We start from the raw sequence: 22,160 nt of genomic DNA on the forward strand, positions 1-22,160 counted from the left end.
GGTCACATTCTCACGTCCTTACGACTATATGACTACGGAGGCCGAATTTCGTTACAGCCTGGACAATAGATTTTTAATTTTCGTGTGACAATAGGTCATGGGAATTCTTCAAAACATCGTATCATTTCATTGTAGCTTAGGGAGGAGATCGTCTTGCGGATTTAATTCAAATCGTTCAACCCATGAAAAAGAAAATGACAGTCCAGAATATGAAAATAAAGTTCTGAACTGTCAGGTTTGATGAACTATCGTTTCCCTTTAGCTTAATCCAGTCGAATATGGGACACACTGGCGAATGCTCTCTCTGTTTACATTCAGGATAATGTCCTTTAGTTCAATCAGAGTCTTGATACGACAGCTGGCCTGTGAGAAGTCATGTGTTTTGGTGAAGTCGTTATGGACAATCGCACAGTCGATACCAGCAGCTACGGCTGAGCTCAAGCCTCTGTTTGAATCCTCTACAACCAGGGTCTCTTCTTTGGTAGCTCCGAAGCGCTTTAGGCCGGTCAAGTATGGTTCTGGATGCGGCTTGGTTCGCTCGTAGTCCTCGCGAACAAGGACGAATTCCATGAATTTTGTGATCTGGCGATTTTCATGGATAAGTTGAAAATCCGTACGTTTTGCAGTCGTCACGATGGCCATGCGGACGTACCTTGACAGTTCGGCTAGAGTTTCAACTACGCCTTCAATCTCTATGGCTTCTGTTCTTAGATATTCCTGATAATAGGTGTTACGGGCCTCACGCTGCTTTCTAATAGTCAGATCATCAATACCTGCCGCCTTTGCTTGGGCCCAAGTGCCCAATGATTGAGTCATGTCGCGGAGGTATTGATCTTTATCCAAGGTAAATCCAATGTCAGCCAGAGCACGTTCTCCCGCTTTGTAATACCAGAATTCAGTATCAACCAGAACACCATCATGATCGAAGAGTATGTACTTTTTCATTGTTCGCTCTCCTTTGTCAGCTGCGGTAACCATCAGCGCATTCGAATTACTCCTAGCTGGTTAATGTCGCTTAGATAAGATAAGCATTTAAGTTCTTTAGAAGCCGCTCCTTTACAGAATGCGTGCCGTCGACGGTAAATTCCTTGCCGGTGATCATTTCGAAGAGGCGGATATAACGATGTGACAGTTCGATGACAAGGTCATCAGGTGCGGACGGCAGGATTTCATCTTTATATGGGTTACAATGCTCCTTGAACCAAAGTCGTAAGAATTCTTTGTCAACATTCTCCGGTTCCTTATCCGCGGCTAACCTTGATTCGAATGTCTCTTTAATCCAATAGCGTGAAGAATCGGGTGTATGTATCTCGTCGATGAGAAGAATCTCTCCTTTGTCATCAATACCGAATTCATATTTGGTATCTACAAGGATTAATCCGTTCCTAGCTGCGATCTCTGTGCCCCTGGCAAAGAGCGAGAAAGCAATTTTTTGCAAATACTCCCAAGTCTCTTTGTTAATTAGGCCTTCGTCAACGATTTGGGTAGCCGAAACCGATTCGTCATGTAAAGCTGATTTCTTCGAAGGAGTCAGGATCGGTTTCTCAAACTTCTGGTTTCTCTTCATTCCATCGGGTAGAATGTTGCCACACATGTCTCGGATACCTTGTGAGTATTGGACCCAAGATGAGGTATCAGTCGAGCCAGTAAGATAGGCTCTCACTACGAATTCGACCGGAATTACCTTGCATTTTTTTCCTACGGTAACATTCGGGTCCGGAATTTCTATTACGTGGTTGCGGATTATATCCGAGGTATTTTCAAACCAAAAGGCGCTAATCTGGTTTAATACTTGGCCTTTAAATGGAATGTTGGCAAGAATCCTGTCAAATGCGCTTTGGCGGTCTGTGGTGATAAGGACTAGAGAATCACCCAGATCATATGTGTCACGAACTTTATCTTTCCTGAATCCAGGTACATTCAGAAATGATGTGTCATCGAGGCAGTTCATTAGGTTTTTTCGAATCGTTTCTTTGGATATCATGCAAGCCCACCTGACCTTTCATCTTTCATTAATAAAAATAAAAAAAGCATCTGATCTGAGATCAAATACTTTGCCCAGGCGTACGGCTTATAAAATATGCGCTCCCCCGTAGTTACCTACGTTACGCCAGTTACACATATTTTGATACAATCCTATACTATCAGACAATTCCATTATTTCCAATACAGTTTTTGTTTATATTTACAGTGTGCTTATTGGAACTAACCTGCCCGTTAGCTTAATGAATTAACGGCAAATAACGATTAGATATACGACTAATCGGCAATAGGACTATGTTCTTGTCCATTCCGGCGATAAAATAAAAAAGTCGCTATAATAGCGACTACAATGGGAATATGTTCTTGTCCCTCGACACTGCCCCAACAACATTTATATTTATTTTTAAAAAAAGCCGAATGGATCGTTCTCATCCACTCAGCTCTTAGGGTTATTTTACAATAATTTGTAGAACATCACTTACCGTTGTTCCACTTCCATTCATATACTCAACGCGATATTGATAAATGCCAGGTCATTCGGAAAGTGTCGGTTGATCTGGCACCTCATTTACAGGCAGCTCCGAACTAACGGAATGCCGTTCGAACTTCACTGCGTCAACCCTCGTATAGATCATATCGGCAGGAAGCGTTGGCGGATCTACCGTTGTTGGAGTCTCCCTGGTTAAACGAACATACTCGCTGCCGTCTCCCGTAAAGTCAAACGTCCCTAGATCAACCCAACCCGATGGGCCGACCGTTGCATCGATATAGGTGACCTCGGTACCCGTCTTATGCTTCACTTCTACTTTGACATGATTATCGTTCGCCGTCGTATGGACAAGCTTGTAGATCGAGACCGTATATTTCCCCTCTGGAAACTGGCCTTTCCACGTTGCTGATGATCCTTGAACAGTAGTATAACGGGACTTAACCCCAATTTTGTATCCGGCTAAATTACTTTGGCTCCAAGACCCTTCTGTCGTGTATAACCCGGTTGTATTTGTACTGTCCACGATAACCGTTAGATCCTTAATCGTTATGTTCAAAGGCGTGGTTGTTAAGGTCACTCCGTCAATCGTGACAGTAGCCCACACCTCAATGTGATCCGTTTCCCCATCGAGATGTAGAAGGGTCAACACCCCGCTGCTGTCCACTTCAGCCAGATCCGTTCGATCTACGAAATACTGCACATTGGCCTGTGTTAGATCACCGATCAAACCGTTATCCAAATAGCCGGTTACGCTCAGTTGTGCGGTTTGAGTCATCTGCAGCTCGTTTCGATCAGACAGGATCACGGCAGACTCCAATTGTGGTATCCTGTTCGGGTCCACCCACATGATCGCATCGGCAATGACCCTGGACTTGTTGGTCTTGTTGGTTAGTTCCACGTACCCGCTATCGCCTGCAGCAAAAGGATAATCCCCCAGGTGCACCCAAGTTCCATTCGCCGTTGTCTCATCAACGGTAACCGTCTCGGAGCCCCCGCTGTAATAAACGGTAAATAAGGCATTTGTTGCCCAATTTTCACTCGCAGCGGTTATTTGCGGAAGCTTGTAATACACACTGTAAGTGACACTTTCCGGCAGCTCAGGCCGCCATCTCATTTTGCTTGTCGCTGTGCCGGTTGTCGATCTGGCATATACATAATTATCATAGTAATAGTCGTTCGCCGTCGTATCCCTTATCCAGACACCTTCTGTCTCCGCCTCCGTATTATCCACAATGATAGATGAACTATCCTGCCCATCATCAGGTTGGACTGGCGTTTCGGTTACCTGATCCGGTAGATAGAGTGTCCGCTTGCGGGTCTGTTTCCCCTCTGATTCTAAGTAATACGTGAAGGTTTGGGATAAATCGTTCACCCGTATCGACCATTCCATCGGGTATATCGTATCTGGAATCGTCGTATACGTAGCCCCGCCATCCAAGGAATAATGGATCGTCGCTGGTTTCGTCGTTTTGGCCTGCACATAAGCATCATAAACCGTTTCGTCGGGCTTAACGATCAGCATGCCTTTAACCGCATCAATTGGACTGTGGGTATCAAAGAAATAACTTGCATCCGATGGTTCAGCTGTTCTAACCTGATGCAGCGGCACATCAATGTTAAGTCCTTCTACAATGATAGCGGTGATGCCCTTGCTTGAAACCGTGGCTTGAATGATCCCGCCACTCATAACTGCTTGCTCTGGTGTACCATTGTCACGGATGATCGTTACGGTGTAATCTTGTGCCGGGTTGAATCCAATGATTTGTTCATTTAATTCAATTGGAGTCTGAACTTCTTCTGAAGATGCGTTGCTTAACCCGATGTAGAATTTATCGCCGCTCTCACCCGTTATCCAATTCAATTGAGGATGGTTGGTCTTAATAATCCCCTTGGGCATCCATAGCCAGACGTCCGAATTACCATAAAATTGACCTGGTTTATTCCCATAGAGGTGATATTTGAACCATAAAAAATTCGTTTCAAATACGGAAGGAAACGTAATGCTCCCGTTTGATTTTAATGATTGTTCGCTGATCAAATAATCCATCGTTTGCCCGAGCTGCCCCGGTATATGGTGATAATAGATGGATGTAGCCCCGCTTGGGCCTTCCAGAGGAAAGTCCGGTTCAAGTTGGCTCACGGCGAAGCCCTTATAATAATAACCTGGATAACTGGAATATCGTCCAATTACCGCATTATGAGCAATATCTTGCAGCAGCTTATCCCCTGTATAGAGCGACAATCTCAGCATGAATGGAGCTTCCTGAGCATTCATCCGATAATAGCCGGTGGTACTTCCTGCTTCAAACGTCAATCCGCTCGGTGAAACAAGCCAACGCTCCGCTTGAACGCCTCCGGCTATATCTTCTGGAAGCTTAAGCCTAGGATATTGAAATTTACCGCTTTCTGGCCAATGGAACGACTCCGCGTAATTATACGTCTCCGGCTGCGGAATCGTAACGTTTCCTTCAGGAACCGGGCGAGCAACGAACATGGTTGCATACCGTTTGGCTTCCTTATAGGCAGCATTCAAGTATTTGGGATCCTGCGTTTCTTCGTAAAGCTCCAAGATCTCCATCCACAGCTTGCTATAATAATAAATGAACTCATTTTTACTCACATCGACAGATGCGGGTGTATCGATATGCTGCGTGATATAGTTGTCAGCTGCATCCTTCGCAGCTTGTAAATACTGCGCATCTCCCGTCATCCGATACATCATCAGGGGCTGAACGACAGGACCCCGGTCTTTCTGTTCCGGGTCACGCACGAGGTATTCTTCCTGTGCAAGCGCCCCAATGCCTGCCGAAGTGCCCATCATCTGATTGACAGCGGCCACGCTTGAAACATCGAATGGCAGAGTAGCCATTTTCCATAAGGAAGGCACACCGTATACTTTCTTCTGCGTTGGCGACCAACCGATACCATTTCGCGATACGCCATACTGGACGGACGGCAGTGCTCTCGTATCGTATAGCTGGTCATCCCCAGTGAGATAATAAGCCCCCAAAAGAACTGCATTCGAGCTTGTTCGAACGCTATCCTCGTTTTCGATATCAATAAAGCCCTTGGCACGGCTCCACCACCCGCTGGGTGATGGGACATAATTAACAGAGTCGTCTCCTTGCGGCTCAATCTTAAGTAAATCAATCATATTGAACATCGCGTCAGTAAGCGACTGGTCTGACACATTTTCTCGGTATGCCGAATAGTCGTACTCATTGCGAAGAATATCCGTGTAGGACTCATACAGATTGCTTTTTTGAGCGATTAGTCCCATATGAAATCGATAGGTGCTTTCTGCGGTCATCTGCGAATAAGTCCCCAACTGAGGGGCGTAAAGGATTGGCTGCACGCTGCCTTCGTTGTTAACAAGGCTCATGCCCAGCCGTTGTTTTGTAACGCCACCCGTTGGCTCAAATTCAACCGGTAGCTCTTCCGAAGGTACAAACACCCCATACGTCAATGGATTCCCCGAAGCATCATTCTTCTCAACCAGACTCATCGGAGCGCTCAGCTCCCTCAAGCTTGTGGATTCCACGGTACCTACCATTTTGGCATGTGACCTGAATCCATTTAACACTTCATTGATGCCTGATACGGACTCTGTTGTGAAGGACTGATATCCAATCACATAGTTGCCGTCGCGGCGAGGTGTAAAAGCAAAGGAAACATCTGGTTTATCCCCTGTCATGGACCAGTTCACTTCAAAATCGTAATCACTCTCATGCGAAGAATCCGTTAATACCGCCGTGTGGTTGTCGGGAAAAGTGATCCCGTCAAATGTAATCCAACGTTTGTTCATTGTATCGTAGTAATTGGTTCGGCTGCCTGCATTCCCATCTAATAAAACCCATTGCTCCTCAAGTCTTTCCGATTCATTATTGATCGGCATCCAGTTTCCCGTGTCTGTGTTCTTATAGAACATGTCACGAACGATGGATTTGCCTCCATCCCATACTGCCTCATAGAAGGTCGCTTTATAGTTATCATTTTCGATGCTGCCTTTTTCGGTGTAACTGAGATTCGTTAATGTGCGGCTCCGGAGCGGGGGCAACGGTGGTGCTTGTTGACGGATATTCCCCTCGAACTTGACTGCATCAGCCCGCGTAATAATTGTACCCGTAGAAGGTTGCGTTCGAGTCAGCCTGACAAATTCGCTATCATCACCACTGAACTCATACTCCCCCAAATCAACCCATCCAACCGATGGACCTGACGAAGGTCTTAGATCCATAAACTTCACATCCGTAATCCCGTTATGAACAATCTCAATCTTCACATTACTATCTGCTTTATCCGCCCAATCCAGCTTATAGAACGATATTCGCGCCGTCCCTGCTTCCAGGCGTGGATTCCATGTGATGCTTCTATTTACGGCGTCTGTAAATTTGGAGCTGGAATTATTGTACCCCTTCACCCCCGCGCTTGTGCTCCAATAAGGAGCGGAGAATCCGTTATTGACGTTGCCTGCATCAACAGTGACGACATGATCAATCGTGAGACTTCCATCATCAATGATGATTGTCTTATGTGGCTCTTTTTGCTCAATATTCCCTTCGAACTTGACTGCATCAGCGCGCGTAAGGATCGTGTTCGTCGTACTGGTAGACCGAGTCAATCGAACGAATTCTTCACCAGCTCCGGAAAAATAGTACTCTCCCAAATCAACCCATCCCGCTGGATCACCAGATGAAGGTCTTAGATCCATAAAGACTACATCCGTCGTTCCATTATGAACAATCTCAATTTTCACATTACTATCTGCTTTATCCGCCCAATCCAGCTTATAAAACGATATTTTTGCCGTTCCTGCTTCCAAGCGTGGATTCCATGTGATCGTTCTGCCTGCTGTGCTCGTATACTTGGAGCTGGAAAGATCATACCCCTTCACTCCTGTGCTTGTGGTCCAATTTGGAGCTGAGTATCCATTGTTCTCGTTACCCGCATCAGGTGTCACAACATCATTGATCTTGATACTCCCGTCATCGATGATAATCGTCTGATAAGGTAAGGTCTCCGCATAAGCGGTCCTTATTCCGATCAGGCTGAAAGGAACTACGATCGTCAACATGAAAACGATGAAGAAAAACAGCTTCCTTTTGACCATACAACTCACAGCCTCTCCTCGTAATGATAACGCTTCCATAAATGCATTGCCTTTTGCTCAAATGATCGTAAAAAAGCAATTAACCTTCCCCTTCTGCCTAATCCCGCTCTGTCGTTTTTATCTTAGCATGTTAGATCACGGTGAAATTTCTTTCATTTTAAGAATTTCTTATACGATTTTAAGTGAAAAAAGAAACCTACATCCTAATTGATTGCTCAGTTGCAGTCAGCTAGAATATAGGTCTTCCAAGTGTTTCGAGTGAACCCATCCATTATAATGGCGGCTGCACCAATAACAACTTTCCAAGCTGAATGACTGTTTGATCATACCAAGCTGGATGCTGCCGAACATGTTCCATACTTCGTTTATTGCCACTTACCTCAAACACGGCCGCTTTGTCAGTCTTCTCCTGATCGATCTCAAAGCGAACGGTATGTTTCCCATTCGGTAGCTCCGGCAAGAAAACATACTGATTTCGATTATGATCGTTATAGGGTGTGAATCGATCGACAAGAAAGGGTTCTCCTCCATCCACCGACACCTTCAATCGGCCAGAATCCGGCCCCCCGATATCGAATAACCCGATGTGGGTTCCCTCAAACTCCACCGTGATCGTCTCTCCAGGATCGACTGCCCGCCATAGGCCGGGGAACAACCAATCGTACTCGCGCACTAAAGCAAAATTATCAGGGGTCATGTAAGACCATCCTGCCGAAAAAAGAGTAAGACGGTCCAGCGGCAGCATGGTCGCATACTCCCACGGATTAGCCGGGACCAAAGGGTCCTGCGGCAAGTGATGTTCGACTTTTCCCACGTGATCTCGAAGTTCACTCATTTGCTCAAACGACCGAATGATTGTGTCCGTGTAAATCTGGTGTCCTTCGGGAATAGTCGGATGGATCGAATCATGCGTAAAAATAACGGCACCGGGAATGGATACATCTGCACTTGAGGTGAAAATGAGCTTTCCCTCCAAAACCAATTGACTGACCGCCACGCCCAGATGAATCGAAGGAATACCATAATAGTCGGCAACTTCCTCTTGCATAAGAGCACCCTTCTGGTACTCACCGGATTGAAACGAATTCAAATCCCGCTCCTTAATCGTATATACGAACAGGATATCGGTAAACGGTCTGTGCTTGCGCATCTGTCGGACAATGCCTTCGATCCGCGCTTTGGATTCGGGAACTCCGCCATCGTTGCCAACAAATTCAACAAATACGAGATCAGGCTGATGACGCAGTACATCTGTCTGCAAACGGGCGCAGCCGAGATCCGATCCTGTCCCATCAATGCCTGCGTTCACAGCGCGGATATCAGCATGGGGATATTGCCCTCGCAGCCAATCCGCTGTCATGACCCTGTATCCTTCAGAACGTGTATTACTGCCGCCGAAATAAACGATGGTCACGGTTTCTCCATTTTCCAACTTCTGAATGACATTAGGCAGCCCTCTTCGAGGGAAAAATTCCTTCATCGGGACTTCACCACCCTCACTTAGCGTTTATAGGAGCAAAAAATTTTACAGCAAACACTTCATAATAAGGCGAACCATACGTTGCACAGAAATCAAACCGGATTCGGGTTACACCTTTTGCATGCACCTGATGTTTATTCAACGAAAGATAATTCCCACGGATATTAATTTTACTCTCGGTTCCGTCTTCCATGGTTAAGGTCACATCATAGTCTTGGATAAGTGGCTCGATTGGATCGTCGAAATGCTCCAAGTTCAGCTGTGAATTGAAGACAAGATGGACTTCATCCAGATTCTTGGGGCTTGCAAAACCAAATTCCAGACATTCCTGTCCTTCCGTACGTTCCGAAATCCAGCCGTTTGGCAGACCATAAGGTCTGGAGAAGCCGTTGACGACATTCGCGGGATTATACATATCCTGGGATGGTATCAGATCCTTGAAGCAAATGCTCTTATTAAGCTTCTTCAGCCTGGATGGCTCTTCCGGTTTATAGTAGAAGCTTACCGCTCCTGTCATTTTCTCTTCATTGCCGTATACGGAAAGGCTTGCCGGGCCTTCCAATACGATATAGATTTTGTCGTCTTCTGGCTTCTTGCAGCTGAGGTCCAGTGTAATCCAGTCATCGTAACCCGCTAAAATAACCAAGCCGTAATCTTTCAGCTCGTTGGTAGGAATATAGTTTTCCTTTCGATCACCACCATACAGTTTCACTTGCAGCGTCTCCGAATGCTCGGATTTATTTTTAATTTTGAGCTGCACGCTCTCAACCATAGATGTCTGAATCGGCAAGACCAAACATAACGCTTTCTCCAAGGAGACCTCTTCGGTTGAAAGAATATGTTCATAGCTTCGCTGAGACGAGGCACGAACCGTTAATCCGTCTGCGAAATAAGGATCCAACGGCTCTTGAAGCCCTACAATCGTTTGCCCGTCTCGAAGCAGCTGCGCCTGAAGCTCCCCAATATGGGCTTTGACGATGGCCGCGGGGTCTGCCTCATATTTTACGCATAACGCAGCAGCCGTTCCTACCGCCTGCCCCATACAACCACAGGTTGCCATCACCCTTGTAGATCCAAAAGCCACATGGGTAGCGCTTATATTGCGACCAGCGAACATGAGATTTGGGATATTACGTGAAAACAAGCTGCGAAACGGGATATTATACAATCCCGGCACAAAGTTCCACGCCGTAGCCGGCCCCTCATCGTAGATGCCTTTATTCGCATGCAGATCCATATACCACCCTCCGACGGATACAGCATCTTCGAAATGAGGCTTTGCTGTAAGATCATTCTGAGACAGCATGTGTTCCCCTATAAACCGTCTCGATTCCCGCTTTCCCGGAATCGGGCATACATAATCCAGGATGAGATTGTCTACATCATCAAACTCGCCGCTATTTTTGATATAATCCCAGATTCCGTACACCAATTTCCGCAGTTCCAATGCGATATCTTCATTATTCTTGATAATATCCATATGTCCGCCATATTCCAGCCACCACAATCCGCCAAGCCCGTTGATTTTCCTTGGAAAAGACCGATGATTTAAGCCTTTTCTGATACTATCAAAAAACTCCAGCTTCGTAATATCATACGCAAAACCAGGCCTTTTGTAAGGAACGGCATAGTTTACGTCACGGGCTTGAAACAGAATCGTATCGCCCATGGTGTAATGATCCGCCACTTCTGGAGCGAGCTCCTCCTTGTATTCGTGCTTCGCCTCTCTTCCCCATCGGAAGTGAGCTCCTGCTTGATATCCAACAATTCCATCCCCGGAGCAATCGATATAGGTTGAGCTTTCAAAACGAAATTTTCTCTCGGAAGCCAATTGAAGGCCCTCCACCCATTGAATTCTGCCGTTCTCCATGCCCGTTTCATGTACACATGTGTTCAGAAATAGAGAAATGTTGGGCTCATCATAAACCATGTCGAGCAAAACCGTATCCGAAAGCGAAAGCATAAGTTTCTTGTTGTATAACGGATTATAATGAAAGATCTTCAGTTTCAGTTCTTCTACCAACCCGCCCTCGCGAGCATAATAGGATGGACTGTTTCCGAGATATGCCGACCCGTTGATATGAACTCTGACCTCGCTGCTCGCATTTCCCCCAAGAACTGGCCGATCATTGATAAGTGAAACCTGCAGCCCTTGGCGCGCGGCAGCAATGGCAGCGCATATTCCGGCAATTCCTCCACCTATGACAGTTACATCAGCTTTCATAAGCTCCATTTTGATAACCTCCATGATTAGATACTCCTATCATGGTAATGGTTTTGGCCCGTTTTTTTTTATAGGATTTCGCGAAAAAATCATACATTTTTTGCATCCTTATTTGGATTCCTATCGTGTCATTTTTATCCGGTATTGCTTGGGTGTATCACCTGTATATTCTTTGAAAAGTTTGCAAAAGTAACCTTCGTTGACAATGCCTACTTCCTCGCACAATTCCAATAAAGAATAATCCCGAACATTTAACAACTCGAGAGCGAGGTTGATTTTTTTACGGTTGATGTAGCTGATCACGCCTTCGTTCATTGTTTTTTTGAATAAACTGCTAAAATACGATGGCGCTAAATTCACTTCCTCCGCAATTGCCTCCAGCGTTAAACGTTGTTTCAGGTTTTTCTCTATAAAATGCATAGCACTCATAATTTCTGCACGATGTAACAGTTGGCCCGCATGCACGTATTCGAATGTGAAGTCTCCAATGTAGGCGAGCTGCTCCTGAAAAGCCATAAATTCCATGGGGAAGTCTGGAACTTCCGTGGCCATCTTATTTCCTGATTTAAATTTCACGGTAATGTCTCTGTACAAGTCTCTAATCATTGGCACCATGATGGATTTGTGGATTTTATGGTCCGAAACAAATTGCAACAGTTCGGCAAGTGCATTGTCCAGCTCTTCCTTGGAAATCTTTCGTTTCAGCCGTATAAGAAAATCATTCAGCTTCTGCTGAAAGTCTGCCTTTTTGTCATTATGGTATTGGAACCGATGCATCGGTGTTTTGACTACTTTTTCGGTATGATAATAGAAATCCTCACTCACATTTTTAGCTTCCGTGTACGCCTGTTTGATCGATTCCCAGCCTCGGTGTGGACCTCCAAAAGCGACGGATACCCTTTGATTCACATATTGATGCAAATGAGAGATGATCTGCCCTCCCAAGGATAGGCAAGCGTATTCCGTTTCCATATCACTGCGGTTATTTTCCCAGGATAAAAAGCCAATAAAACGATTATCAGACAGATCCGCAGCTACACCACGGCCACCACTCATCACCGTTTCTTCGATGATATTCGTAATCGCATATTTCAAGATGTTTTGATCTGTGGCAGCGTATTCGTTTCGGAAACTTTCATACGTATTCATCTCAACGATGAAACAGCAATAGTTGGCTTGAAAGAAATGAAACTGCATGCGATTGGCAAAATCCGATGCCCGATGAGAAGGAATTTCACCTCGGATCAATTCGTTAAAAAATTGCTTGCGGACTCTGTATTTATTTTCAAGCACGGATACGTTTAACGAGTGAAACTCCGCCTCTTTTTTCTCAAACTCATTTAAAATTCCGGCTGCCTTATCCAACGCTCGATTCAAATCCGCTTCCCTCAGCGGAACCTTTACAATGTACTCTAATACGTTGGCTTGAATCGCTCGCTGAGCGTATTCAAAAGATGAATAGGCGGTCAGAAGTATGTATTGGGTATGGGGGAGCTCCACCTTGAGCTGCTCAATCATGGAAATTCCGTCCATTCGCGGCATTACAATATCGGATATGACGATATCCGGTTTAAGTTTTATGATCTCCTCGATCCCATTCAGGCCATTATTGGCTTTGCCCACTAGAACAAATCGTCTATCCCTATTAGAAAGCTCATTAAAAAACAATTCCAATCGTTGAATGATCAGGTCTTCATCGTCAACAATGAAGCAGGTATAGTCTCTCCCCATTATGCATCTCCTTTTTGCAATTCTGCCGGGAATACAGCGCGTATACGGGTTATTTCCTTAGGTATACTTATGATATCCAGCCCGAATTGATCTCCGTAGTGAAGTCTTATTCGCCCATGAATATTATTCAGCCCGATTCTTTTCCTTTTCACTTCCTCTTCACTCGGTTCTGAGATTAAAATATGCTTTATTTTATCAGCTGGAATTCCCTCGCCTTGATCAACAACTTCTATGATGACGATACTGTCCTCCCTGTACGCATGAATCGTAATAGGTCCCTCAATTCCCCCTCCGTTGTAACCATGGAAGATACTATTCTCCACAAGGGGCTGCAGCAGCATTCGGAAAACTGGAAAATCCATCAGTCCTGCTTCGATATTTTCAATCAAGTTGAAGTTTCGGTTATACCGAATGTTCTGGATCTCGATATAGTCCGCTACATTGCGTAATTCCTGGCGCAGGGAAACCTTCTCAGAAGCATCGTCTATCCCGTACTCCAATAATGAAATGAGCGACCCGATCACCACATCTACTTTCTCTATTTGTCCGAGACGTATCACATTGCTGATTGAACCAAGTGTGTTATACAGAAAATGAGGGTTAATTTGAGACTGCAGCACCTGGATTTCCAACTTCCGCTCAAGTTCATTATGAAGCTCGGCTCGGCGAATCAGTTCAACTATTTGCTGCAGCATCCGATCGAATGCCCGTGAAAGATCGCCAAACTCATCGTTTCGATTAATCGTTATAGTCGTTGTGAGGATGCCTTGTTCCACCTGCTTCATTTTTGTTTTGAGCGTATAAAGTGGTTTTCTTATATATTTGGCAACCAAAAAAGAAATGAACAAACTTAAAAGAAGACCTGCAGCGAGAAGCTCGATATAATAGGTTTCCAATCTGGACAACGCTGCTTTTAAGCGTGATTCATCGTTGATCGAGATGATGGTCCAGTTGAATTTCTCTGTTGGTTTTTTCAAAAGGGAGACCGGAGTGCCATCGTTGGTATACAGTTGAAGGTTTGTTTCTGTTGTATCCAGAATTTCTTCCGCTGACGTCTCGCCGATCGAAAAAGAATGATCTTGAATATTCAGAGGTCCTTTATTTTCAGAAAATCCGGCAATGATCTTACCTGACGCAGTGATCAGAGCCAGATTCATTTGTTCCTGTTTATTAATCTTGAACAAGGTTTCTTCAATGGCATTTAGATCCAAATCAACAGCAATGGCCATAGGAAACGGAGCACCGTTCAGATATCGAACCATCGTAACGGTCCAGCCGGAATACTTCGATTTGTAAGGTTCACTAACAAAGGTAGTCCTTCTACTCTTGTCAGCCGCATCAAATAAAGGTGCTCTTTCAGATAAAGGTTCATCGAATATTCGAGTAGGTGTACTTCCACCCAGAATGGATAAATCGCTTTTGATCAGATAAATATTACTGACATAAATACTGTTGAGTTCATACAGCTCTCTTAATTGCTTTTTAATCACTTCGGTATTGTTAATGTTGGCTTTCACTGATGTTTCGACTGAGAAGAGAATCGTCTGGAAGGAGGAGAAATTAACGGTGAAATACTGGTCTACCTTGTCTAGTATTTGATTGGTGTAAAAAATGTCATTGGTTCTTATTTCCTTTTGGACATAGCGATAAGACAGTTGGCTTATCAAGATGATGCAGCCTAATACAAAGGCAAACACGATAAAAAATAATTTTAAAGGCAAGCTGATTCTTCTTCGCATCGATCATCTTCCTTTTAGTTCCGTTTTAAACTAAGAATAGCATATGCTAATAAAGAGAGGGGCTACGAATAGCCACTCTCTCTTTGTTTATTTACTTGATAAGGCCGGCTTCTTTAAATTGTTTGATAGCAGTTTCCTTATATTTCTGCATGTCAAACTTGGTATCCAACGTTTGGAGGAAATTGTCCCAGTTGGAAAGAGGCTCTTTGCCCGTCATAAATTTAACTAAACTTTCATTAATGAAACGTGTGCGGTCAGCATCCAAGGTATCGCTGGGGTCTGGGGTCAATAAATTTCCCGGCAACGTTGGCCCCACATATTGCTGATTGTTCTTGAAAGCCTCCGCTGTCTTCGGATTCTGGAAGCTGAAGTACTCCGCATCATCACCACGGCGCGGCATTCTATAATGATCGACCCACAGGTACTTCTCTTTCATTTCCTTTGATAACTCGGAGGTTTTATTCTTGATCTTGCCGTCTACGACATCCCAATGGATACCTTTGATTCCGTATGCAAAGTTCGGATAGGCCTCCTCATCCGTAAAGAGATAATTCAGCATGGACAAGATCCGAATGATTTTGTCCTTATCCGCTTTCGCGGATATAGCCCATGAATTGCCTTGGAACGATTTTCTCTCAACAATTTGATCACCGTACGGACCTTTCATCGGAGGAATAACGATCCATTCCGGCACTTCGCCACTAATTTCTTTCATTTTCTGCTGATAATCCGGCTCCAGTCTTCGAGCATCTCTGATCATGAAGCCAACTTTACCCTTAAACATCTTTTGGTCCAACAGATCAGGCGAATTCATCGTCACCCAGTCCGGGTCAACCACCTTGGCTGCCATCATTTTATTAATGTAAGCAAGCGCCTCTTTCATTTTGGGATCGATAAACATAAATACCGGTTCATTATCTTTTATCTCAACGGCCGAAGGAGGATTGACGCCGAACATCCACATCAAGCTATCGAAGCCGTAGGTTTGCAGATTGCCTTCTTTATTCATACCGCCGATGAATCCGTACGTATCGTTTTTGCCATTTCCGTCCGGATCTTTCTCTGTAAAGGCTTTCATAACTTCGAACAACTCATCAGGTGTTGTTGGCACTTTCATATTCAGCTTTTTCAGCCAATCATTGCGGATGAAGTAGCTTCGACTGATACCGTTTACATTGTCGTACCCTGGAACTCCGACCGTTTTTCCTTGATATGACATCGCCTCCCAGGAGTCGTCGCTAAAACGTTTCTGTAATTCAGGAAATTGATCCAGATACGGTGTCAAATCCGCAAGAACACCTTGGTCATAATATTGCGCGAGATCAGCACGACTCTTCAAGAAGATCAAATCTGGAATATCTCCGCCTGCAATGAGCGTATTCAGTTTGGTTGTTGCCTGCCCAGCTTGAGGAATCACCATATCCAAGTCGATGTTCATCTCTTTTTCCAACATTTGGCGTTGAATATCTTCATCACCTGGAGGGATCGGAGCAGCAGCATTGAACGTACCTTGGTTAAACATCGAAATTTTCATTTTGGTTTCAAACTGACCAGACTGCCCTTGCGAATTACCCGAAGTTGTCGATGTAACTTCTTCATTTCCCCCACATCCTGACAATAACGTTCCCAGTCCTAAGATTGCCGACAGAATAGCAAATGAAATCTTTTTACGCTCCATATTGACCTCTCCTTTGCTTGTATATTATCACGGTTTCCCCGTAATAACTTAGGTTGGAACATCTTTTACCCTTTAACGGATCCCAGGAGTACACCTTTGGTAAAATGCTTTTGCAAAAATGGGTAAACGATCAAAATCGGAATCGTAGTCACGACAACTGTAGCCATCTGCACAGCGAACGTACTTACAGTTCCGGAATTGGCGAGCGACTCAGCACTTTGTGTTGCGACGTTAAGCAGGATGTTGCGTAAGACTACTTGAAGCGGCATGAGGTCGGAATCATTGATATATACAATAGCATCGAAATAACTGTTCCAATGCCCCACTGCGTAAAATAAAGAAATGGTAGAGATGACGGGCAAAGACAGTGGTAAAATGATCCGCCATAACGATTGTAGTTCACTTGCACCGTCAACCCTCGCTGATTCCTCGATTTCACCTGGCAATTGCTCGAAAAAGCCTTTAATGATCACCAGATTAAATGCACTAATAAGATTCGGAATAATCAATACCCACGGACTGTTTAGCAACCCCAGAGAGCGAATTAGTAGATAAGTCGGAATTAACCCCCCACTGAACATCATGGTAAACACAATGAATAGTAAAAACGGACTGCGTCCCGGCAAATATTTTTTGGATAACGGGTACGCCGCGATGACCGTAAAAAACACATTTAATGCAGTGCCTATGATCGTTCGAAACAACGTAATTTTATACGCCTGCCAGAGCCCATGAGAAATGAATACTTCTTTATAGGCCAGAAAGGTAAAAGATTCTGGTATAATAACAATCCCTCTTCGTAACACTTCCGATTCTGGCGTCACGGAGACAGCAATCACATATAAAAAGGGTAATAAGCAAAGTAGGGATAAAAAAATAAGAATAACATAAACGACGAATTGCCAGACTTTTTCTCCGATTGTCAAATGGATCATTTAATCAACCACCTCACCAAATTTGCCCATCGAATTTTTTGGCAAGCTTATTTGCTGCCAGAACTAAAGCAAATCCGATGACAGCTTTAAACAATCCTACAGCAGTAGCCAAGCCAATCTTCAGACGCTCCAACCCTTCACGGTATACCCATGTATCGATAATGTCGATCTTCTCCTGGTTAAAGGTGTTGGCAAACATGAATATTTGGTCAAAGCCAGCATCCAGAATATGGCTTAATTTAAGGATCAGCATCAGAATAATGACTCCTCGAATGCCGGGTAAAGTGATGTGCCAGAGTTGTCTCCATTTGGAAGCTCCATCCATTCGAGCCGCCTCATATAAGCTTGGATCAATACCTGCTAATGCGGCGAGGTACAGTATCGCTCCCCATCCAATGTCCTTCCATATTTCAGATGCGATGACCAGCAGTCTTCCCCAAGCAGGCTCCGTTAGAAATGAGATGGGCTGAAAACCACTTTCCTTCAAAATCATATTAAAAAGGCCATCGCCTGGGGCTAATAAGGCTACCATCAATCCATATACAATGACCCAAGACAGAAAGTGGGGTAAATAAGTAATGGTTTGTACGATTTTCTTAAACCATTGGGTATGAACTTCATTGAGGAGTAAAGCAAGTACGATGGGAGCGGAGAAACCGAACAATAGCTTATACAGCGATATAACAATCGTGTTTTTCATGATGTCCCAGAAATAAACGCCATTCATAAAATCCGTAAAATTCTTGAATCCCACCCACGGGCTATCCCATACTCCCAAAGCGAGGTTGTAGTTTTTAAAAGCAATCATGATTCCCGCCATAGGAATGTATTTGAAAACGGCAAAGTAAATTAAGGCCGGTAATAAGAGAGCATACATCACTTTATACTTTTGTATCGTCCTTATCCATGACTTCCGCTTTTTGGAGAGGGGAATGGCGTCCGCTGCCAATTTCACTTGCATATCATCACCTCATCTTTATTTGTAGTTGTATAATAGCATCCTCCTATCGGATAAATTTCTGAAATTTCAAGAATTTCTTATAAGATATTAAGTAAGTGGGCTTTATAACGAAGGGGAAGGCGCCGCTATCGCAGAATAATTAGGACATCAAGAACCCAGTACTACAAAAATCAATACAACCGTAAAAAAAGAAAAGCTTAGATCCATGGTTTTATCAAATCTGGAACTTATGTAGCGTTAGTTGTTAAATAAATCATGCAATAAAACAACATGTCCATACCTTTTTTGGGAAACAGAAAGTAAAACTGCTGCCGGAATATTTCAGCCCGGTGGGATGGTTGAGTTGCCTAATTGTTTTTATTTGAAGTTTCCGCATGCGGATTTGGCCTTCTTCCCTACGGACACCAATTTCATTTCGGGGAAAAGATCTCGAGGCAGTTGTTTCCATAAAGATGCGAAAACTGTCATGTATCATGCCCAGTATTTATTGAGGTTTGAACTACTTGCGCTTCTTATTTAGATATCCATTAAAACGGTAATCGGTACAAGTTCTTGTCCTTGGCTCGGGACACGAACTTGTACCGATTACATAAATAAGCCGCTAAAATAGCGACTTCAATGGGACTATGTTCTTGTCCCTCGACACCTTCGCAAGTTATTCTTCTACTAACTAACTAACACTAACTAAATCATTATGCCCCACCTTCTTGATCATCATCTGCTAAGGACATGAGTTTGTATTATCAAAATTTGCTCTTAAAAAGCTGTAAAGACCGTCTCCCAAGAATATCTTGGAAAACGGTCTTAACTTAAGGTCTCATGTTCTGACTTAATAAGAAAGATTATTAATGGTTTTTATAAAATCATCTTTCATCTTTGTATCATAAGATTTAGGCAGGTTATTCAGCAATTCATCCACCTGCATTTTGAATTGATTTATTTGTTGTAAATCATATTCTCCTCGTACATACGAAGAAAGTACCTTAAACATGGATTCATTAACCATCGCCACTTTGTCATCAAGGATTGAGGATTCGAGATTTGTTGAAGCCATAGGATTCTCAAATTTAATATAAGAATTCATTTCAAGGTTTAACCGCTCTTTTGCATGAATAAGAATATTCGTATTTTCAGATTTAGAATTTTCAGCTTTTAAAGTACCTATCGATTCACTAAAATAACTCAAACCATGAATAAAGGTTCTATAGGCTGAAGGATCTCCAGATGCATAATTACGTTTTTTATTTAAATGATTGTTATACGAGAGAATAACGAGCAATACATTCAGAAAAATGGATGCAATCAGAACGAATTTATAGGAGTTTTTTCTCATATCTACAGTCCAATCAAATAAATGTAATTTTATTCATTGTAGATCCGTTCCCGCTAACTCCTGCGCCACAAGCGTAAGACGCCTATTCCTCACGTACTGAGTTACGGTCAAACCGATTACTGCATGAAACATGCGATGAAAAAGATATTTTGAACTCATTTACGACCTAGCAATGTCCTCAATCTCAATCGGCAAGTGCAGATGTTGTTCCACATAATCAATTCAGAAAAGGTGCAATGCTCTCCTCCAACGAAGTTATTGGTTTGCCCATCAATTGCTCAAGGTCCTTAGACGTAGATTCGGTATCAATACTGCTTAAAAAAGGATAGATCCAATGTTGTACCGACACATCCTCGATGTGCATGACAGGTTTATCCGCCAATGCTGTGAGCACCTCAGCCAGATCAGCAAAGTTCCAAGTCTTTGGCGCGGCCAACTCATATATCCTCTGCTCATGCCCTTTCTCTGCAAGCACGTTCGCAATGGCCCGTGCAAGATCACTGCGTGTAACCGCATTAAATCGCCAATCTCCGGCTGAAGTTGTTAGCACGCCACTTTGTATCGCCTCCTGAAGTCCAAGGACATTCACAAAATCAATATACAGCCCATTGCGCAAAATCGTATACTTCATCCCCGAACCAAATATGACCTGCTCGGTAAGTCTATGCACGCTACTCGAACCTTTAAGACTCGTCTGTGGGAAAGCAAAACTGGTATACAGGATATGTTCAACTCCAGCGTTCTTCGCCGCATTGATTACACTTGTATGTTGAGTTAGCCGGACTGTATCATCGGTATGTGAGCTGGAAATCAGCAGCAATTTATTCACACCGGTAAAGGCTTTCTGTAGCGTTTCCGGCCTATCATAGTCAATACAGCGAACCTCCCCACCCTGATCCTTTAAAGCTTTTAAGGTTGCGGACATCCCCCCATTACGGACACCTGCGATAATTTCAGTAGCGGGGACCCGGACTAGAAGATTTGCAATAATCAGATGACCTAATTGTCCTGTGGCTCCTGTAATCATGATCGTCATCCTGCTTTTCCCTCCTGTAAAAGAATTGCAACAAGTAGTTAAGCTATTAACTAAATGAACAGAGTGATTCACTGGACTACAACACATTCCTCGCTGAACCAATCCCATCCTTTTCCAAACATGTCCTGCCTCAGAATCGACTTGTATTAGTATCGTTTTAAAGTGTATTAAGGATCAAGACCTATTCAGCTTCTGTAACAGAACAATCAACTGATGCTGCTCCTGTTCATCCAACTTGTCCATTTGTAAAGCCACAGCTTCACGGTTACCCGGCAGATGCTCCCTCAATAATGTCCGTCCTGCATCGGTAATGGAAATCACCGTCTTGCGACCATCTCGGGCATGTTCAGCCCTCGCAATGTATCCATCACGCTCCAGCGGAGTCAGCAGCAAGCTAATGTTAGCCTTGGTGACACCGATTTTTTCGGCAAGCACTGAAGGCAGCATCGTTCCCCCATCTTTTGCAATCTCTACAAGTATGCGAATTCTTGCTCCATTTAGCCCTTGGGATTGCCAGTATTTCTCCGACACGGCCACCAGATTGGCAGTCGCCTCAACCATCGTAAAAAAAGCTTCATTGGGCAGTGGCAGACTAAGCAAATATTCTTGCAGCGTATCTTGTTTAGGATCAATTGGCAGTAAGTTCTCTTCTTGCAGATTATCCATGTGTTCTGTCATCTCCATTTAGTTAATAGCTTAACTATATAGGCAAAGATAACTTACCCCATAGAAAATGTCAAATCATTATTTCTTTTCTATGAAAATCAAAACGCTCGCATGCTGGACTTCGTCGATTAAAGGTAGCCTTTTCCTTAAAATGACCCATAGTGCACGGCCTTTCGCTTTTTAAACATATTCATAATCAGTTCATCCACCTTCTTCGGTAAGTCATGGAATCCTGGCTTCATCCAGATCTGCCTCTAAACGATCCACCTCAACCTGAAGCTCAAAAATATAGAATTCGAACTGAGTGTTGTCTTCAATAAATTGACTCTTGTTGCCGAACATAATCGCTTTGGCCACTGCATCCGTTCATTTGACTATGAAGCATTCTCTGTCTCTGTAGATAAACTGCTTACTGAAAAATAGAACACAATAAAAAGGGAAATGTCCGATCGTCTAGATCAGCAGCTATTTTAGTCCGTATTTCGCCTTTTTAATACCTAGCAACCGTGTTTAACCTCTCATCTTGTCAGTTGTCACATAACATTGTGAACATTTTCATGTATTATGGTACTTAATAAAGCTTTAAGTGCATGTTATCGATGATTAGATGTTCATCTAATCGGAAATCAGACTATGTTCTTGTCCATTCCGGCAATCGGGACAAGAACTTGTACCTCGACGATGATTAATCAAACCATCTTGTCGAATAATGGCACTGTACGTATCACGGTGGAGTCCCTCTAGTGTATTCCGCTGAATTCGATCTTGTTTTGGAACTCTGCGGGTACCACTAA

General features: G+C 43.7%; 13 protein-coding genes and 1 riboswitch. All 13 genes read right to left on the reverse strand.

Going from position 1 to position 22,160, the window contains the following annotated elements; all coding sequences use genetic code 11:
- Positions 1 to 258 precede the first annotated feature (258 nt).
- Positions 259 to 945 (reverse strand): HAD family hydrolase, encoded by a 687-nt coding sequence (locus tag PIL01S_RS29175; protein WP_127541351.1) that lies wholly within the window; start codon positions 943 to 945, stop codon positions 259 to 261.
- 70 nt (positions 946 to 1,015) lie between these two features.
- Positions 1,016 to 1,984 carry a phosphoribosylaminoimidazolesuccinocarboxamide synthase gene (locus PIL01S_RS29180; RefSeq protein ID WP_127541353.1) on the reverse strand — a complete coding sequence of 323 codons (969 nt, stop codon included), beginning with the start codon at positions 1,982 to 1,984 and terminating at the stop codon, positions 1,016 to 1,018.
- A 65-nt stretch (positions 1,985 to 2,049) separates the two neighbouring features.
- A riboswitch (ZMP/ZTP riboswitch) is annotated at positions 2,050 to 2,128 on the reverse strand.
- Positions 2,129 to 2,516: 388 nt separating this feature from the next.
- A complete protein-coding gene (locus PIL01S_RS29185) occupies positions 2,517 to 7,583 on the reverse strand; it encodes a golvesin C-terminal-like domain-containing protein (RefSeq protein WP_127541355.1) in 5,067 nt (1,688 codons plus the stop codon).
- A gap of 271 nt (positions 7,584 to 7,854) precedes the next feature.
- Positions 7,855 to 9,063 (reverse strand): SGNH/GDSL hydrolase family protein, encoded by a 1,209-nt coding sequence (locus tag PIL01S_RS29190; protein WP_127541357.1) that lies wholly within the window; start codon positions 9,061 to 9,063, stop codon positions 7,855 to 7,857.
- A 16-nt stretch (positions 9,064 to 9,079) separates the two neighbouring features.
- Positions 9,080 to 11,311 carry an FAD-dependent oxidoreductase gene (locus PIL01S_RS29195; protein ID WP_127541359.1) on the reverse strand — a complete coding sequence of 744 codons (2,232 nt, stop codon included), beginning with the start codon at positions 11,309 to 11,311 and terminating at the stop codon, positions 9,080 to 9,082.
- A 96-nt stretch (positions 11,312 to 11,407) separates the two neighbouring features.
- Entirely contained in the window at positions 11,408 to 13,018 is a 1,611-nt protein-coding gene (locus tag PIL01S_RS29200) for a response regulator transcription factor (protein ID WP_127541361.1), read from the reverse strand.
- On the reverse strand, positions 13,018 to 14,757 hold the full coding sequence (locus PIL01S_RS29205; protein WP_127541363.1) for a sensor histidine kinase: 1,740 nt from the start codon (positions 14,755 to 14,757) through the stop codon (positions 13,018 to 13,020). The genes PIL01S_RS29200 and PIL01S_RS29205 overlap by 1 nt, the downstream gene beginning before the upstream one ends.
- 91 nt (positions 14,758 to 14,848) lie before the next feature.
- Entirely contained in the window at positions 14,849 to 16,435 is a 1,587-nt protein-coding gene (locus PIL01S_RS29210; protein WP_127541365.1) for an extracellular solute-binding protein, read from the reverse strand.
- 65 nt (positions 16,436 to 16,500) lie between these two features.
- Complete coding sequence (locus PIL01S_RS29215) at positions 16,501 to 17,370, reverse strand: carbohydrate ABC transporter permease (protein WP_127541367.1); 870 nt, start codon at positions 17,368 to 17,370, stop codon at positions 16,501 to 16,503.
- Between the two features lie 13 nt (positions 17,371 to 17,383).
- Positions 17,384 to 18,331, reverse strand: a complete 948-nt coding sequence (locus PIL01S_RS29220; protein ID WP_127541369.1) for an ABC transporter permease — start codon at positions 18,329 to 18,331, stop codon at positions 17,384 to 17,386.
- Positions 18,332 to 19,160: 829 nt separating this feature from the next.
- Positions 19,161 to 19,664: a hypothetical protein gene (locus tag PIL01S_RS29225; RefSeq protein ID WP_127541371.1), complete on the reverse strand. Its 504-nt coding sequence runs from the start codon at positions 19,662 to 19,664 to the stop codon at positions 19,161 to 19,163.
- 217 nt (positions 19,665 to 19,881) lie between these two features.
- Positions 19,882 to 20,700 carry an SDR family oxidoreductase gene (locus tag PIL01S_RS29235; protein WP_127541374.1) on the reverse strand — a complete coding sequence of 273 codons (819 nt, stop codon included), beginning with the start codon at positions 20,698 to 20,700 and terminating at the stop codon, positions 19,882 to 19,884.
- A gap of 174 nt (positions 20,701 to 20,874) precedes the next feature.
- On the reverse strand, positions 20,875 to 21,366 hold the full coding sequence (locus PIL01S_RS29240) for a MarR family winged helix-turn-helix transcriptional regulator (protein ID WP_127541376.1): 492 nt from the start codon (positions 21,364 to 21,366) through the stop codon (positions 20,875 to 20,877).
- Between the last annotated feature and the right edge of the window lie 794 nt (positions 21,367 to 22,160).

The sequence above is a fragment of the Paenibacillus illinoisensis NBRC 15959 genome (assembly GCF_004000925.1).
Lineage (GTDB): Bacteria > Bacillota > Bacilli > Paenibacillales > Paenibacillaceae > Paenibacillus > Paenibacillus illinoisensis.